Source organism: Kitasatospora sp. NPDC056181, from assembly GCF_042266225.1.
Classification (GTDB): Bacteria; Actinomycetota; Actinomycetes; order Streptomycetales; family Streptomycetaceae; genus Kitasatospora.
In genome coordinates this window covers 1-16,152 of the sequence record NZ_JBHJUK010000172.1, presented here as the reverse complement: position 1 = coordinate 16,152, position 16,152 = coordinate 1, and the positions used below count along the sequence as shown (strand labels likewise).

12 protein-coding genes are annotated in these 16,152 nt (G+C 74.9%); 2 read left to right on the top strand and 10 right to left on the bottom strand.

Features of this window, described 5'->3' with window-relative positions; all coding sequences use genetic code 11:
* Positions 1-130: 130 nt before the first annotated feature.
* From ACFC1F_RS38000 to ACFC1F_RS37955, 10 genes are all read right to left on the bottom strand, one after another.
* Positions 131-430: a phosphopantetheine-binding protein gene (locus ACFC1F_RS38000; protein ID WP_376165492.1), complete on the bottom strand. Its 300-nt coding sequence runs from the start codon at positions 428-430 to the stop codon at positions 131-133.
* Positions 427-2,097: a (2,3-dihydroxybenzoyl)adenylate synthase gene (locus ACFC1F_RS37995; protein WP_376165490.1), complete on the bottom strand. Its 1,671-nt coding sequence runs from the start codon at positions 2,095-2,097 to the stop codon at positions 427-429. The genes ACFC1F_RS38000 and ACFC1F_RS37995 overlap by 4 nt, the downstream gene beginning before the upstream one ends.
* Positions 2,090-3,145, bottom strand: a complete 1,056-nt coding sequence (locus ACFC1F_RS37990; RefSeq protein ID WP_209417524.1) for a ketoacyl-ACP synthase III family protein — start codon at positions 3,143-3,145, stop codon at positions 2,090-2,092. Before ACFC1F_RS37990 ends, ACFC1F_RS37995 begins: the two co-directional genes overlap by 8 nt.
* Positions 3,142-4,587: a salicylate synthase gene (locus ACFC1F_RS37985; RefSeq protein ID WP_376165488.1), complete on the bottom strand. Its 1,446-nt coding sequence runs from the start codon at positions 4,585-4,587 to the stop codon at positions 3,142-3,144. Before ACFC1F_RS37985 ends, ACFC1F_RS37990 begins: the two co-directional genes overlap by 4 nt.
* A 468-nt stretch (positions 4,588-5,055) precedes the next feature.
* Positions 5,056-6,054 (bottom strand): beta-ketoacyl-ACP synthase III, encoded by a 999-nt coding sequence (locus ACFC1F_RS37980; protein ID WP_209417522.1) that lies wholly within the window; start codon positions 6,052-6,054, stop codon positions 5,056-5,058.
* Positions 6,054-7,985, bottom strand: coding sequence for a fatty acyl-AMP ligase (locus ACFC1F_RS37975; RefSeq protein ID WP_376165486.1), 1,932 nt, complete (start codon positions 7,983-7,985; stop codon positions 6,054-6,056). The genes ACFC1F_RS37980 and ACFC1F_RS37975 overlap by 1 nt, the downstream gene beginning before the upstream one ends.
* A 254-nt stretch (positions 7,986-8,239) precedes the next feature.
* The gene (ccrA, locus tag ACFC1F_RS37970) at positions 8,240-9,469 is read right to left on the bottom strand and encodes a crotonyl-CoA carboxylase/reductase (protein WP_307853562.1); all 1,230 of its coding nucleotides are present in this window, start codon (positions 9,467-9,469) and stop codon (positions 8,240-8,242) included.
* Between the two features lie 11 nt (positions 9,470-9,480).
* A complete protein-coding gene (locus tag ACFC1F_RS37965) occupies positions 9,481-10,467 on the bottom strand; it encodes an alpha/beta hydrolase (protein ID WP_376165494.1) in 987 nt (328 codons plus the stop codon).
* Positions 10,468-10,591: 124 nt separating this feature from the next.
* Positions 10,592-11,614 carry a 3-oxoacyl-ACP synthase III family protein gene (locus ACFC1F_RS37960; RefSeq protein WP_376165483.1) on the bottom strand — a complete coding sequence of 341 codons (1,023 nt, stop codon included), beginning with the start codon at positions 11,612-11,614 and terminating at the stop codon, positions 10,592-10,594.
* The gene (locus ACFC1F_RS37955; protein WP_376165481.1) at positions 11,611-12,678 is read right to left on the bottom strand and encodes a ketoacyl-ACP synthase III family protein; all 1,068 of its coding nucleotides are present in this window, start codon (positions 12,676-12,678) and stop codon (positions 11,611-11,613) included. The genes ACFC1F_RS37960 and ACFC1F_RS37955 overlap by 4 nt, the downstream gene beginning before the upstream one ends.
* A gap of 746 nt (positions 12,679-13,424) precedes the next feature.
* Between ACFC1F_RS37955 and ACFC1F_RS37950 the strand changes: the two genes are divergently transcribed.
* Positions 13,425-14,429, top strand: a complete 1,005-nt coding sequence (locus ACFC1F_RS37950; protein ID WP_376165479.1) for an Lrp/AsnC family transcriptional regulator — start codon at positions 13,425-13,427, stop codon at positions 14,427-14,429.
* Between the two features lie 121 nt (positions 14,430-14,550).
* Positions 14,551-16,110: an MFS transporter gene (locus ACFC1F_RS37945; protein ID WP_376165477.1), complete on the top strand. Its 1,560-nt coding sequence runs from the start codon at positions 14,551-14,553 to the stop codon at positions 16,108-16,110.
* Positions 16,111-16,152: the final 42 nt, after the last annotated feature.

The following is a 16,152-nucleotide window of genomic DNA, read 5'->3' as shown; positions in this document are numbered from 1 at the left end:
TCGGTGATGAGGACGGAGCCGGTGGGGTGGATGCGGTGGGCGGTGTCGGCGGTGTGGAGGTGTCCGCCGCGGATGAGGGTGGCGGGTGGGCGGGTGGGGAGGTTTTCGTCGCCGGGGTGCGGGGGGCGGGTCATGCGGGTTCCTGGCCGGGGGCGGGGGTGAGGGTGTCGAGGTGGCGTTGCCAGGCGGCGAGGGTGGGGTCGGCGGCGAGGGTGCGGAAGGAGACGGGGCGGCCGTCGCGGCGCCAGCGGGTGGCCAGGCGCATCATTTCGAGGGAGCCGAGTCCGAGGTGGACGAGGTTGTCGTCGGGGGCGATGGTGGTGGGTTCGGTGCCGATCGCGGCGGCGACGGTGGTGCGCAGTTCGGTGGACACCCCGGTGGGTGCGGGCCCGGTGGCGGGGGCCGGGGCGGGGGTCGGGGTGTCGGTCACGGGGTGTCCTTCGGGCTCGGTGCGGGGTCGGCGGCGGTGCGGGCGGCGGCGTCGGCGGTCAGGGCCTTCTTGTCGACCTTGCCGAGGCCGGTGAGGGGCAGTTCGGTGACGATGGCGAGCCAGTCGGGGTGTTTGAAGTCGGCGAGGCCGTCGGTGTGGAGGGCTTGTTTGAGGTCGCGCAGGGCGGGTGGCGTTCCGGTGGGGACGATGTAGGCGCCGACGCGTTCGCCGAGGTAGGGGTCGGGGACGGGGACGACGGCGGCGGCGGCGACGGCGGGGTGGGTGAGCAGGTGGGCCTCGACCTCGCCGGCGGAGACCTTGTCGCCGCCGCGGATGATGACGTCCTTGATGCGGCCTTCGATGACGAGGGCGCCGTCGGGGGTGAGGCGGGCGAGGTCGCCGGTGCGGTAGAAGCCGTCGGGGGTGAAGGCGCGGGCGTTGTGTTCGGGGGCGCGGTAGTAGCCCTGGAGGGTGTAGGGGCCGCGGGTGAGGAGTTCGCCGGTGGCGCCGGGGGGCAGGTCGTGGCCGTCGGGGCCGGTGATGCGGATTTCGTCGTCGGGTGACAGGGGGCGGCCCTGGGTGGTGAGGACGGTGTGTTCGGGGTCGGTGTCGCGGGTGAGGGTGAGCAGTCCTTCGGCCATGCCGAAGACCTGTTGGAGGCGGCAGCCGAGGACGGGGGTGATGCGTTCGGCGATGTGGGTGTGCAGGCGGGCGCCGCCGATCTGGAGGAGGCCGAGGCTGGACAGGTCGGCGGTGTTCCATTCGGCGGCTTCGAGCCAGAGCTGGGCGAGGGTGGGGACGAGGGAGGTGAAGGTGACGCGTTCGCGTTCGATGGTCTCGAAGCACTCGTCGGCCAGGGGGGTGTCGGCGAGGACGACGGTGCCGCCGCTGCGCAGGGTGCCGACCACGCCGGGGCAGCCCCAGGTGAAGTTGAACTCGGCGGGCAGGACGGCGAGGTAGACGTCGTGGGGGCCGAGGTGGAGGAGGTCGGCGGTGGCCCTGGTCTGGTAGGCGTAGTCGTCGTGGGTGCGGGGGATCAGTTTGGGCAGTGCGGTGGTGCCGCCGGAGAGCAGGTAGAACGCGGTGTCCGAGGGGTCGGGTGCGGGGAGCGGGTGCGGCTGGGCGTCGACGTCGTCGAGGGCGACGAGCAGGCCGGCGGCGGCGGCGTCGGCGGCGTCGGGGTGGTCGGGCGGGTCGAGGACGAAGACCTTGCGCAGGCAGGGGTGGTGGGCGGCGAGGTCCAGGGCGAGGCGGGTGTGGTCGAAGCCCTGGTGGGTGCCGGGGATGACGTAGGCCGCGGCCCGGGAGATCTCGCACAGGTGGCGGATCTCGGTGGCGCGGTGGGAGACGAGGGAGAACACGGGCCGGGCGCCGATGCGGAACAGGGCGAAGCAGACGATGACGAACTCGGGCACGTTGGGCAGTTGGACGATGACGCGGTCGCCGGCGGTGACGCCCTGGTCGAGGAAGCCGGCGGCGGTGCGGGCCACGCGTCGTTGGAGTGCGGTGTAGGTGAGGCGGCGTTTGCCGTGGACGAGTGCGGTGCGGGGGCCGTGGGCGGCGGCGGCGGTGCGCAGGACGTCGGCGAGGTTCTCGCCCTGCCAGTGGCCTTGGGCGCGGTAGTGCCGGGCGCGGTCCTGGGGCCAGGGGGTGTGTCCGTCAGGCACGGGCGTCCTCCTCGTGGGCGGGTCGGGGTGCGGTGATCTCGACGACGGCGCAGCCGGCTTCCATGCCGGGTGAGGCGCCGATGACCATGACGTGGTCGCCGGGGCGGGTCTGGCCGCTGGTCCACAGGTGTTCGAGGCCGGCGACGGGGTCGGCGGCGCCGAGGTGGCCGGTGGTGCGGGTGAACTCCCAGATGCCGCGTGCGGCGTCGATGTCCAGGGGGTCGAGGAAGGAGGCCTGGAGGGGGAGTTCGGAGAAGCCGATGTGGCAGACGCGGGTGATGTCGGCCATGGTGAGGCCGGCTTCGTCCAGGGTCCGGTGGGCGGCGGCGGCGACGGTGTCGGCGAAGTTGCCCATGGGCGGGGGTACTCCCCTGGCCCATTCGCGGCGCCAGTACTCCCGGCGTTCTTCGAGGTTGAGGGTGCGTCCGAGGGTGGGGCCGGGCGGGAAGAGGGGTTCGCCGCCGCGGTGGAGTTCTTCCATGGAGGGGGTGGAGACGGAGCCGACGGCGAGGAGGCGGGCGAAGCCGGGGCGGCGGGAGACGACGGCGGCGGCGCCGGCGTCGCCGAGGAGGAAGAGTTTGGAGGCGCGCCAGCGGTCGGCGAGGGGGGTGTTGAAGTTGTCGCCGGCGGTGAGCAGGACGGCGGGGGGGCCGTCGGGGTCGGCGGTGAGGCGGCAGGCGGCCATTTCGAGGGCGGAGAGCATGCCCAGGCAGCCCTGGCGGACCTCGACGGCGGTGACGGGGCGGTCGAGGGTGTGGCGCAGGACGTAGTGCTGGGCGGACCAGCCGTCGGGGCCCTGGAAGTGGACGCTGCTGTGCAGGAGGGCGGCGAAGTCGCGGCTGTGGTGGCCGGAGCGGGCCAGGGCGGTGCGGGCGGCGCGCACGGCGAGGTCGGGGCCGGTGGTGTCGCCGGCGTCGGGGACGGACTCGATGCCGGAGTCCTGGCGGTCCTGCTCGTCGTAGCGGCCTTCGGCGACGGCGCGGCGGGTGGGGTGGAGGGGGGGCAGGTGGGTGGCGACGGCGGCGAGGTGGATGCCTTCGGTCTTCACGGGCGGGCTCCTGCCGTCACCGCGCCGGCACCCGCGGCCGCGGCCGGGTCCGCGGACGCGGGTGCGGCCGGGTCGGGGTCGGGGTGCGGGTCGGGGTGCGGGTGCGTTTCCGGGGCGGGGGCGGGGACCAGGTAGCGTCCGACGCTGCCGAGTTTCTCGCAGGTCTCCTCCAGTTCCCGTTCGGGGCGGGAGTGGCCCACGATGCCGGCGCCGGCGCGCAGCCAGGTGCGGCCGTGCTGGCGGTAGACGCTGCGCAGGACCAGGGCGGCGTCCATGGCGCCGTCGTGGTCGACCGTCAGGACGGCGCCGCTGTAGAGGCCGCGGGTCTCGGACTCGTTGCTGCGGATGCTGTCGTAGGCGGCGTCCTTGGGCACGCCGGAGGCGGTGACGGCGGGGAACACGGCCTGGAAGGCGTCCCAGGCGCGCAGGCCGGGGGCGAGGTGTCCGCCGACGCGGGAGGCGAGGTGCTGGACGGTGCCGCGTTCCTTGACGGCCATGAACTCCTCGACGTCGACGGTGCCGGGGCGGCAGACGCCGTGCAGTTCGTCGCAGGCGATCTTGACGGAGATCGCGTGTTCGTAGATCTCCTTGGGGTCGGCGAGCAGTTCGGTGCGCAGCCGCTGGTCCTCGGTGTGGTCGCCGGTCAGGGCGCGGGTGCCGGCCAGGGGCTGGCTGACGACCCTGCCGTCGGGGGCGACCTGGACGACGATCTCGGGGCTGAAGCCGGTGGCCTCGATGCCGCCGAGGTTGAGCAGGAAGGAGCGGGCGGGGTTGTTGCCGCGCCGGCCGGCGAGGTAGGTGCCGACGAAGTCGACGTCGGTCTCGACGGGGACGACCCGGGAGAAGATCACCTTCTGCAGGCGGGTGTCGTTGATGGCGTCGACCGCGGCGCCGACGGCGCGGCGGTAGGCGTCGGCGCCGGCGCGGCGCACGTCCACCGCCTCGGGGACGGGGCGGGGCTCGGTGTGCCGGGCGGTGAGGACGGCGAGGGCGGCGGTGAGGCCGGCCTGGTCGGCGCAGCGCAGGTGGGCCTGGCCGGCGTCGATCCTGATCTCGGTGTGCGGGACGACGAGGTGGAGCAGGCGCTGGTCGCCGATGTGGGCGGTGTCGCCGTCCTTGGCGTAGGAGAGTTCGAACGCGGCCCAGCCGTAGGCGCGCCAGTGGGCGGTGTCGACGGTGTCGAGGAGGGTCTGCACCTGTTGCAGGGGGTGGCCGTCCCAGGGCAGGTGGACCTCTTCCCCGCGGGGGCGGTGCAGGCGGGCGCCGGTGCGGTCGAGGGTGATCTCGGCGAGGGCGCCGCCGGCGTAGGACCAGGTGCCGCCGTTCTCGTAGACGACGTAGTCGGCGTGGAGGCGGCTGGAGGCCAGGCGGGCGGCGGTGGTCATGGGGTCGCAGGCCAGTGCCAGCCTGGTCTCGAAGTAGTGCCTGGTGGACTGGTGCATCGCGGGCGTCCTCTTCTCGGCGGCCGAAAGGGGGGCAGGGCGGGGCGGGGTCGGGGCCGCGGGCCGGCCCGTGGCCCTGCGGGCGGGCGCGCGGTGGCGGACCCGTGGGCAGGCGCGCGGTGGCGGCCCGTGGGCGGGCGCGGGGCACCGTGGGTGTGGCGGGCACGGGCCTCCATCTTGCAAAGGGTTGCTATATCGGGGCGTGAGGGAGCCATACGGGGGCTATATCCGCAGGCCGGCGGGGGTTTCCGGGGCCCGGCCGGCACGGGGTGCGGGGGCAAGGCGGGACTGGGGGGCGGGGCCTTGGCCGGGCGGGGGCCGGCGCGGGGTACGGGCGTGGGGCGGGGCGGGGCGGGGTACGGCCGGGCGTGGGGCGGGGCAGGGTGTTGGGCGGGGGGTGCCGGGCGGGGATTCCGTGCGGGGGTGCCGGGCGGGGATGCCGGGCGGGAAGGCCGGGGTGCGGGCCGGTCAGGGCAGGGTGACGACCTGGGCGGCGTGGGCCAGGCCCGCGCCGAAGCCGGCCAGCAGGGCCACGCCGCCGCTGGAGACCCTTCCCTGGGACAGGAGCTGGTCCATGGCCAGCGGGATCGAGGCGGCGGAGGTGTTGCCGGCGGTGACGACGTCGCGGGCGACGGCGGTGTGCGGGGCCAGGCCCAGGGAGGCGGCGGCGGCGTCCACGATGCGGGCGTTGGCCTGGTGCGGGATGAACGCGTCGAGGTCGGCGACGTCCAGGCCCGCCCGGTCCAGGGCCTGGCGGGAGATCTGCGGCACGATGCCGGTCGCCCAGCGGAACACCTGCGGGCCGGTCATCCGCAGGGCCGGCCACGGGGCGTGCGCGTCACGGGTGTCCAGCCAGGTGCGGTCGTGGGCGATCATGTGGTGGCCCGCGCCGTCGGAGCCCCACACCACCGGGCCGATGCCGGGGGTGTCGGAGGGCCCGACCACCACCGCGCCCGCGCCGTCGCCGAACAGGAACGCGGCGCCGCGGTCGGCGGGGTCGACGATGTCGCTCATCCGTTCCGAGCCGGCCACCACGACGGCGCGCGCCTCGCCGGAGCGCACCAGCGCGTCGGCCAGGCCCAGGGCGTAGCAGAAGCCCGCGCAGGCGGCGCCGACGTCCAGGGCGCCGGCGTGGCGGGCGCCCAGCTGGTGGGCGACGCGGGGGGCGGCGGCCGGTGCCTGTTCCAGGAAGGACATGGTGGCCAGCAGCACCATGCCGACGTCGTCCGGGTGGGTGCCGGACTGGGCCATCGCCTTGCGGGCCGCCTCGGCCGCCATGGTGATGACGGTTTCGCCGGGCCCGGCGAAGCGCCGGGTGGCGATGCCGCTGCGGCGGCGGATCCACGCGTCGCTGGAGTCGATGCGGGTGCAGATCTCGTCGTTGTCCACCACCCGGGTCGGCCGGTACACGCCGACGCCCAGGATGCGGGCCCCGGGCCGGTGTCCGCAGGTGCGCAGGCGGCCCATCACTCCTGCCTTGCGGCCGGGGCGGGGGCGGGCACGGCCGGGGCGGGGGCGGGCACGGCAGGGGCGGGCACGGCAGGGGCGGGTGCGGCCGGGGCGGCGGGGGTGGTGGCGGGTGCGGCCAGGGCGGCCAGGGTGCCGTCCTGGTAGCCGCGCTTGCAGGCCCGGCGCTGGACCTTGCCGCTGGAGGTCTTGGGCAGTGCCCCGCGGCGCACGACGAGGACATCGTCGGGGGTGATCCGGTGCCCGTCGCGCACGGCCTCGTGCACGCGCTCGCGCACGGTGGCGGCGCCCAGGGAGTTGAGGAGCCGTCCGTCGGCCTCGACGACGACCACGAGCCGCTCGCGGGTGCCGTCCTCGGTGGAGAACGCGGCCGCGCAGTTCGGGTGCAGGCCCGTGACGGAGCGTTCGGCGGACAGCTCGATGTCCTGCGGGTAGTGGTTGCGGCCCTTGCGGATGATGACGTCCTTGAGGCGCCCGGTGACGTACAGCTCGCCGTCGTGCAGGAAGCCGAGGTCGCCGGTGCGCAGGTGCTCCGCGCCGCCGTCCGCGCCGGTGACGGTGACGGCGTCGGTGACGGTGTTGCTGGCGGTGTCGGTGCCGGCGAGGCGGGCGTGGAAGGTCTCCTCGGTCTGCTCGGGGCGGCCCAGGTAGCCGCCCGCCACGCAGGGGCCGCTGATCCAGATCTCGCCGACCCGGCCGTCGGGCAGCGCCCGGCGGGTGGCGGGGTCCACGATCCTCACCCGGGTGCGGCCGGTGGTGGCGCCGCTGCTGACCAGTGGCACGGCCGGGCCGTCGTGTTCGCCGGCGGGCCGGGCGGTGCCCTCGCGCAGGGCGTCGGCGGACAGCCACAGGACGGCGGGCTCGCGGTCCTGGCGGGTGCCGGTGGCCTTGAGGGTGTTCTCCGCCAGGCCGTAGCCGGGGCACATCGCGCGCGGGTCGAAGCCGTGGGGTGCGAAGGCCTCGGTGAACGCGCGGATCGCCGACCAGCGCACGGGTTCGGCGCCGTTGGCGGCCACCCGCCAGCGCGACAGGTCGCCCACCGCGCCGGTCCTGCCCTCCTCGGCGGCCCGCGTGCACAGCTCGTAGGCGAAGCTGGGGGCGGCGCCGTGGGTGCCGCCGAAGCGGGCGAGGGCCTCCAGCCAGCGGGCCGGGCGGCGGATGAACGCCTCCGGGGGCATCAGGTAGGAGGGGATGCCCGCCCACAGGGGCAGGACGACCCCGAACAGCATGCCCATGTCGTGGAAGAGCGGCAGCCAGTTCACCATGGTGCCGTCCGGCTCGCACGGCCACAGCTCGTCGGTCTCGACCACGTTGGCCAGGAAGTTGGCGTGGCTGACCACCACGCCCTTGGGGTCGCCGGTGGAGCCGGAGGTGTACTGCAGCAGCGCGGTGTCCTGCGGGCCCGGGGGCTGCGGCACGGCGTCCCCGGCGTCCCCGGTGTCCGCGGTGTCCGCGGTGTCCGCGGCGGCGGGCAGGGCGTCGGTGGCCAGCCAGGTGAGCCCCTCCAGGGCGGGCATGCCGGCGAAGCGCTCGCGGACCTCGCGCGCGACCTCGGCGGTGGTCAGCACGGTCGTGGTGCCGGCGTCGTCGGCGATCCGGCGCAGCCGCAGGACCTCCTCGCGGCGCCGGGGCACCTGGACCGGGGCGGCGGCCACGCGGGCGTACATGCACCCCAGCAGGGTCCGGACGAACTCCAGGCCCGAGGGGTAGAGCAGGACGGCGGCGGTGCCGGGCAGGGCGGCGGCGGCGAACGCGGCGGCCCGCCGGCCGGCGGCGTCGTGGAGCTGGCGGTAGGTCAGGGTCTCGGAGGGGTCCTCGCCGTTGTGCAGGAAGACGTAGGCGGTCTCGTCGGGCTGCTTCTCGCTGCGCAGCCGCAGGGCGTCGGGGAGGGTGCGCACGTCCACGCTCGGCTGCGCTCCGGTGGTGCTCACGGTCAGATCTCCTTGTTGGCCGGTCGTCGTGCACACGGGCGGGTGGTTGGCGCCCCCGGGGGGCGGTGTGCTGCCCGTCCGGGGCCGGGCGGTGGGGCGTCCGTCCGGGGCCGGGCGGTGGGGCGTGGTCCTGGCCGCGGGCCGGCCGGGCGTCCGGGGCCCGGGGGCGGCGGCGGGCGGCGGGCGAAGGGCGCGCCGGGACGGCGCCGGGGCGGGCGGGCCGTGGGTGCGGGCAGGGCCCGGGGCGGGTGCGGCTACTCGTCGTCGCCGGGGGCGTTGATGCGCACGGCCATGTTCCCGGAGGGGTGGAGGTTGTCGTGCATCAGCTGGTGCAGCTTGCCGATGTCGGCGAAGTCGCCGGTGTGGCTGAGGCAGGGGTCGACGTCGCCGTTGGCGATGAGCCGGCTCAGTTCGTGGCACTGGCGCAGGTTGAAGCCGTGCGAGCCCTGCAGGCGCTTCTGGCGCATCCACAGGAAGCGCAGGTCGACGTCGCCGTGGTAGCCGGTGGTGCCGCCGCACAGGACGACCATGCCGGCGTTGTCGCACAGGTAGATGGAGGTGGGGATGGTGTCCTGGCCGACGTGTTCGAAGACGATCCTGGGGGCGCGGCGTTCGCCGAGGTGCTCCCAGAACGCGCTGCCGAAGCGGCGGACCTCCTGGAGCCAGCGCCCGGAGGCGTCGGCGTCCTCGATGTCGGGCAGCCGGCCCCAGTGGGTGTAGTCGTTGCGGTCGATGACGCCCTGGGCGCCCAGGCCCAGGCAGTACTCGGCGCGTTCCTTGCTGGAGGCGACGGCGATCGGGGTGCCGCCCAGGGCCCTGGTGATCTGGATGGCCATGGAGCCCAGCCCGCCGGAGCCGCCCCAGATGAGGACCGGGTCGCCGGGGCGCACGACGTTGGGGTGCCATCCGGTGAGCTGGCGGTAGGCGGTGGCGCCGGACAGGACGTAGGCGGCCGCCTGCGCCCAGGAGAGGCGTTCGGGCTTGGGCACGCACTGGTAGTCGTTGACGACGGTGAACTGGGCGAAGGAGCCGAAGTTGGTCTCGTAGCCCCAGGCCCGGTTGGAGGCCGAGGTCATGGGGTCGGCGCCGAGGCGGATGTCGGAGGCGCCCTCGTCCCAGACGCCGCCCGAGACGACGACGTGGTCGCCGACCGCGACGTTGTGGACGCCGTCGCCGACGGCCCACACGATGCCCGAGCACTCGGAGCCGCCGATGTGGAAGTCCTCGGCCTCGCCCTTGCGCCGGCGGGCGGCGATGACGTCGACCGGCTTGCCCAGCGCGGCCCACACGTTGTTGTAGTTGATGCCCGCGGCCATCACGTAGATGAGGGCCTGGCCGCGTCCGACGGCGGGGACGTCGACGACCTCGCCCTGGAAGGCCTGGACGGGGGCGCCGAACCTCTCGCGCCGGATGACCGAGGCGTGCATCTTGGCCGGGACCGCGCCGGTGGGGGGCAGTTCGCCGAGATCGTACAGTTCCTTCACGGTGGTGTTCCTCACTCGGGAGTGCGGACGGCGTTGTCCGCGCTGGTCGTTGTGCCGCGGCGGGGCCGGTGCGGGCGGGGCCGCCGCGGGGCGAGGGTGCGTTCCACGGCCGCCAGCACCTCGCGGGTGGCGGTGGCGGCGGCGGGGACGATGTCGGCCATCAGGAGGAAGCCGTGGACCAGGCCCGGCACGTCGAGGTGCTCGACCTCGACGCCGTCGGCGGCCATCCGGGCCGCGAGTTCGGCGCCCTCGTCGTGCAGCGGGTCGAACTCGGCGGTGACGACGACCGTCGGTGCCAGGCCGCGGTGGTCGGCGTTGAGCAGGTCCACCGCCGGGTCGCCGCCGTGTGAGGGGTCGGGCAGGTACTGCTCGTAGTACCAGCGCAGGTCGTCCAGGTCCGCCAGGTGGCCCGAGCCGTAGGCGTGCAGGGACGGCGACTTCATGGCGGGGTCGGCCGGCGGGTAGACCAGCAGCTGCGCGGCGAAGGCGGGGCCGCCGTGGTCGCGGTGGTGCATCGCGACGCCCAGGGCCAGGGCCGCGCCCGCGCTGTCGCCGGCGATCACGTGGGTGCGCCCGGGGAAGGCGCGCTGCGCCCACCGGGCGGCGGCGACGGCGTCCTGGAGCGGCCCGGGGTAGGGGTGTTCGGGGGCGCGGCGGTAGCCGGCGGAGACGACGACCGCGCCCAGGGCCACGGCGGTGCGCCGGCACACCTGGTCGTGGGTGTCGACGTCGCCGACCGTCCAGCCGCCGCCGTGCAGGTAGGTCACCAGGCGGCCCCGGTCGCCCGGCGGCAGGTAGGTGCGCACGCCGAACCCGCCGCCGGGGGCGTCGACGTGCAGGTCGGTGACCGCGGCGACCGGCTCGGGCGCGGCAGTGCCGCGGGAGCGGGCCGCGCTGTCGGCGTAGCGGCGGCGCAGCTCGGTGACGGTGAGTGTGCGGGCCGGCGGCGGCGGGTCGGCGGCCTGCCAGCGGATCAGGGCGCGGATGAAGCGGTCCATCGGCACGGTTGTCTCCTCGGGTCGCACCGGTGCGGGCTGCGGCGGCGGGTCGGGTGCGGCGGGTGCGGCGGGTGCGCCCGGGCGTGGCCGGCCCGGCCCCGGTGGCGGGGCCGGGGCCGCGCTTTCACCACTGGAGCAGCGTGAGACCGATCGAGACGCCGCCGCCCATGCCGACCAGGAGCACCTGGTCGCCGCGGTGCAGTGCGCCGGTGCGGGCGGCCTGGTCGAGGGTGACCGCGATCGACGCGGCGCCGGTGTTGCCGTACTGGCCGACGGTGCGGTGCAGCACGGCGTTGGGCAGGTCGAGTGCGGCGGCCAGTTCGTCGAGCATGATGCCGTTGGGCTGGTGCGGGACGACGTGGGCGATGTCGGCGGGCAGGACTTCGCTGTCGTGCAGGAACTGCTTGACCAGGCCGGGGACGGTGGCGCCGGCGAACTCCCGGGCGGTGCGCCCGTCCATGGTGAAGTAGTGCAGGCCGGCGTCGTGGGTGGCGGGGTCGTAGGGGCGGCGGCTGCCGCCGGCGGGGACCTCGATGAGGCCGGTCATGTCGCTGTAGAAGTGGAACATCGAGGTGCGGATGCCGTGGCCGTGGCGGGCCGGGCCGATGACGGCGGCGCCGGCGCCGTCGCCGAACAGGACGGCGGACCTGCAGTCGGCGGGGTTGAGGATCCGCGAGTAGACGTCGGCGCCGATGACGAGCCCGTACCCGCCGCAGCGGGCGACCATGGCGTGGACGACGTCGAGCGCGTACACGAAGCCGGCGCAGACCGCGTTGAGGTCGAAGACGGCGACGCCGGTGGTGGGGGCGCCGAGGTTGCGGTGGACGTAGGCGGCGGTCGCGGGCTGCTGCTGGTCGGGGGTGGAGGTGGCCACGACGATGACGGACAGCTGGCCGGGGGTGATGCCGGCGGCGTCGAGGGCCTGGCGGGCGGCTGCGGTGGCCAGGTCGGAGGTGGCCTGGCCCGGTTCGGCCCAGCGGCGTTCGCGGATGGCGGTCTTGCGGACGATCCACGCGTCGTCGACGCCGGCGGGTGCGGCGACCTCGGTGTTGGTGACCACCCGGTCGGGCAGGCACCGTCCGGTGCCCAGGATCGCGACGGGGCCCGGCGCGGGTGCCGTGGCGGGTGCCGTGGCGGGTGTCGTCATGGCGTGACGTCCGCGGGCAGGGCGAAGTCGGTGGTGGTGTCGGTCCATTCCGGCACGGACTCGATCTCGATCGCGGCGACGGTCAGGGAGTAGCCGCCGCCGGCGCTGACCAGGAGCACGTGGTCGCCCTGGTGCAGCTGCCGGGTCTCGGCCAGGCGGGCGGTGCCGGCAATCAGGTCGCCGGCACCCAGGTGGCCGGTGTGGCGGCCCCAGTCCATCAGCGAGCGTTCGGGCGTGATGCCGAGGGGCTGGAGGAACTGCACCTGCATCAGGCCGTGGCCCATGTTGGGCATCAGGATCCTGGCGAAGTCGTCGAGCTTGTGGCCGGTGGTGTCCAGGACGGAGCGCACGAGGGTCAGCAGCGCCTCCTCGCAGCGTTGCAGCACCGACTCCTTCCCGACCTCCTCCAGGTAGGACTTCTTGGGGGTGCGCAGGTCGTTGAGGGCCTCGCCGTAGGAGGTGGTGAACGGGTGGGCGCCGCGCCACAGCGGTTCCAGGGAGGCGTCGGTGAGCGACTGGACGGCGTGGATGCGGGCGAAGCCGCCGGTGGTGGACAGGACCATCGCGGTGGCGCCGTCGCCGCCGACGATGCCGTAGGCGCCGCGCCAGCGGTTGACGCCGGGTGCGCAGAACCGGTCCGCGGTGGTGATCAGGGCGGTGGTGGCGCGGCCGGCCTGGAGCTGGGCGGCGGCGAGGTCGATCGCGGCCATGCCGCCGTTGGAGAGGCCTTCCACGTTCACCGAGAACGCGCCGTGCAGGCCCAGTTCGCGCTGGATGTAGGGCGCGGAGGTCCAGCCCCAGTCGCGGCCCTGGTGGTAGAGCGAGGCGTGCACGAGCAGGTCGACGCGGTCGCCGGTGGTGGCGGCGGCGCGCTCCAGGGCGCGGCGGCCGGCGATCACCGCCATGTCGGGGACGGGGGTCTCACCGGTGGCGACCGGCAGGCACAGGATGTTGTTGACGGTGAAGTCCTCGGCGGTGTACCGGCCGTCGGCGACCGCTTCCTTCGCGGATTCCGCGGGCGGAATCCAGGCCGCGGCCGAGGTGATGTAGACAGGGGTGTTCAATTTCCACTTCCTCCGAGTTCTGTGCCCGTCGGGCCGGCGGTTTGTGCGGGCTCCGAATTGCCGGGCCTCTTCGCCGTCCGGCCTCGCGCCGAGGTGGCCCGGCCCTGGCCGCCCGGTGCCGGCGCGGCCGGTGTTTCGGCCCGTCAGGCGGTGGACGGGGTGCGCGGTGCCGTGAGGGGTGTGCCGGGTTGTGCGGTCACCGGCCTGCCCGTGGGAAAGCCCGCCCGGCGAGTCCGCCCGCCCATTCCATGGGCGTTTCATCGTCGCAGTAATTCCCACGCTACAGCGGCCGTCCCGGCAATTCGCATATGGATTCCTCATGACTTGCGGTTAATAGTGCACACGGCCGGGGAGGCGGGGCGCGGGCGGGGCCCGGGCGCAGGTGGCGGCGGGCAGGGCCCGGGCGCAGGTGATGGTGGGCGGGGCGCAGGTGATGGTGGGCGGGGCGCAGGTGGCGGCGGGCGGCGGCGGCACGCCAGGTGACGGTTCGTCAGGTCGGTTGCGTCGGGTGGTGGTTGCCTCCGCCGGTGGCGTGCCCGGTGGTGGCGCTGCGCCGGTTGCGTCGGGTGGTGGTGCCTGCGGTGGCGGCGTGGGTCAGGTGGCGGCTCGTCAGGTGGTGTGTGTGGTCGGCGTGTTGCTGCGGGGCGGGGTGCTGCTTCGGTGCCGGGTGCCGGGGTGGGTGCCGGGTGGGGTGGGTGCGGGGCGGCCCCTCGCGCGCCGGCTGCGGCATCAACTACGTTCGCCAGATGGATTCCGGCCCCCTGGACGATCTGGACCGCCGTCTCGTGCACGCCCTGCAGCTCGACGGGCGGGCACCGTTGAAGTACATCGCCGAGGTCCTCGGCGTGTCCGACCAGACCGTGGCCCGGCGTTACCGCCGGCTGCGCGGGTCGGGGGCGATGCGCGTGCTGGGGCTGCCCCACGCCGGGCGCTTCGGCCACATCGAGTGGCTGGTGCGGGTGCGGTGCACGCCGGACACCGCGGGAGGTGTCGCCGCGGCGCTGGCCCGGCGCGACGACACCTCCTGGGTGAGCCTGACCGCCGGCGGCACCGAGATCGTCTGCCTCACCCGGGCCCCGCACCGCAGTGACGGTGCCGCGCTGCTGCTGCAGAAGCTCCCCCGCACCCCGCGGGTCGTCGACATCTCCGCGCACTACATCCTGCACACCTTCTTCGGCGGTCCCACCGGCTGGCACGGGCGCACCCGGGCCCTGAGCGAGGAGCAGGTGCGGCTGTTGCAGCCGCGGCTGGCCGAGCCGCCGCCGCGGGGCCTGCGCGTGCCGATGCGCGAGGGCGACGGCGCCCTGCTGGCCGCGCTCGCCTGCGACGGGCGGGCCGGCTATGCGGAACTCGCCGCCGCGACGGGCTGGTCGGAGTCGACGGTGCGGCGCCGGCTGGAGTACCTGCGGGACGTGCGGGCGCTGTTCTTCGACGTCGAGATCGACGCGGCGCTGCTCGGCTACGAGACCGAGATCATGCTGTGGCTGACGGTGCCGCCGGCGGAGCTGGTGGGTGTCGCCGAGCAGTTGTCCCAGCAGCCGGAGGCGGTGTTCACCGCGGCGGTGTCCGGGCAGGCGAACCTGGTGGCGATCGTGGTGTGCCGGGACATCGACGCGTTCTACGACTTCATGACCACGCGGATCGGGGCGCTGCGGGCGGTGAGCCACGTGGAGAGCGCGCCGGTGCTGCAGTCGGTCAAGCGGGCGGGCCGTCTCCTGCCCGCGGGCAGGCCCCTGTTTCCGTCACGGTAGGCGCCGGCGTGTCGGATTGCGTCACTTCGCGGCCCGTGGGTGGGCGCCGGCGCGGCGGGCCCCGATGGTGGCCGGGTCAAGGGGCCCGGCGGGCCCCGGAGCATCCGGGAAGGGGGCTCTTATGCGTAAGTGGTGGCCTTTGGCAGCGATCTGCCTGGGTACCTTCATGCTGCTGGTGGACGTCACGATCGTGACCGTGGCGCTGCCCGACATGGCGTCGGACCTGGGCACCACGCTCCCCGACCTGGAGTGGGTGGTCAACATCTACGCCCTGGCGCTGGCGTCGCTGCTGCTGGGCGTGGGGTCCTCCGCCGACCGGATCGGCCGCAAGAAGGTGTACCTGTTCGGGCTGGGTGTCTTCACCGCGGCGTCGCTGGTGTGCGGCGTGGCCCCGGGTGCGGGTGTGCTGATCGGGGCCCGGGCCGTCCAGGGGTTCGGCGCGGCGGCGATGTTCGGCACGACGATCGCCCTGCTGGGCATGCACTACAGCGGCCGTGAGCGCGGTGTGGCGTTCGCGGTGTGGGGTTCCACCAACGCGATCGCGGCGGCGGCCGGCCCGGTGGTGGGCGGGCTGCTCACGCAGTACCTCGACTGGCGGTGGATCTTCTTCGTCAACCTGCCGGTCTGCCTGGGCGCGGTCGTGCTGACGGTGCGTTTCCTCAAGGAGGCCAGGACGCCGGGGCACCGGCGCGCCGATGTGGCCGGGATGGCGACCTTCACGGTGGCCAGCGGCGCCCTGACGTTCGCGCTGATCCGGGCGCACTCCGACGGGTGGGGTGCGACGCTGACGCTGGCCATGTTCGCCGTGGCCGCGGTGGCGCTGCTGCTGTTCCTGGTGGCGGAGTCCCGGGCCGAGCACCCCGTCCTGGACCTGTCGCTGTTCCGCCGGCCCTCGTTCACCGGCATCATGGTCAGCGGTCTGATCCTGCAGGGCGCGGCGTTCGCCTACCTGTTGTTCGAGTCGTTGTGGATGCAGTCGGTGCTGGGCTACGGGCCGGTCAAGGCGGGCCTGTACATCCTGCCGATGTGCGCGGCGGCGTTCGTCGTCTCGGCGCTGGCCAGCCGTTTCGGGCCCTGGCCGCCGCGGGCGTCGATGGGTGGGGGGCTGGCGCTGATCGCGCTGGGGTCGGCCCTGCAGGCCGTGCTCGGTGCGCAGTCCTCGGGCAACGCCATCGTGGCGGGGCTGGTGGTGTCCGGGCTGGGGGTGGGGCTGGTGACGCCGAGCCTGTCGGCGGCGGCGCTGGCCTCGGTGCCGCCGGAGCGTGCGGGCATGGCCGGGGGCGCGGTCAACACGTTCCGCCAGCTGGGTTTCGCGTTCGGCATCGCCGTGTTCGGCGTGATCTTCCAGTCGCGGATCGAGAGCGTGCTGCGCGACGGCGGGCAGGTCGGCGACCCGCACCGGGCGGCCGTCGCGCTCAGCGGCGGGCAGGCCCACTCGGTGGTCGCCGCGGCGCCGGCCGGGGCGCGGGCCGGGGTGGAGCACCTGGTGCGCGAGGCGTTCGCCTCCGGGCTGAACACCATGCTCTACGTGTCGGCCGCGCTCGCCGTCGTGGCCTCGGTCGTCGCCTTCACGATGGTGCGCCTGCCCGGTGCTGCCCCGGCCGGTGCGCCCGGCGGTGGCGGGGCGGGGCCGCAGGCCGGGGCGGGGGCGGGGCGCACGACCGCCGACGCCGCGCGGTAGCGGCCGCCCCTTCCAGGACCGCGGCCGGCGGCGGCGGGTTCA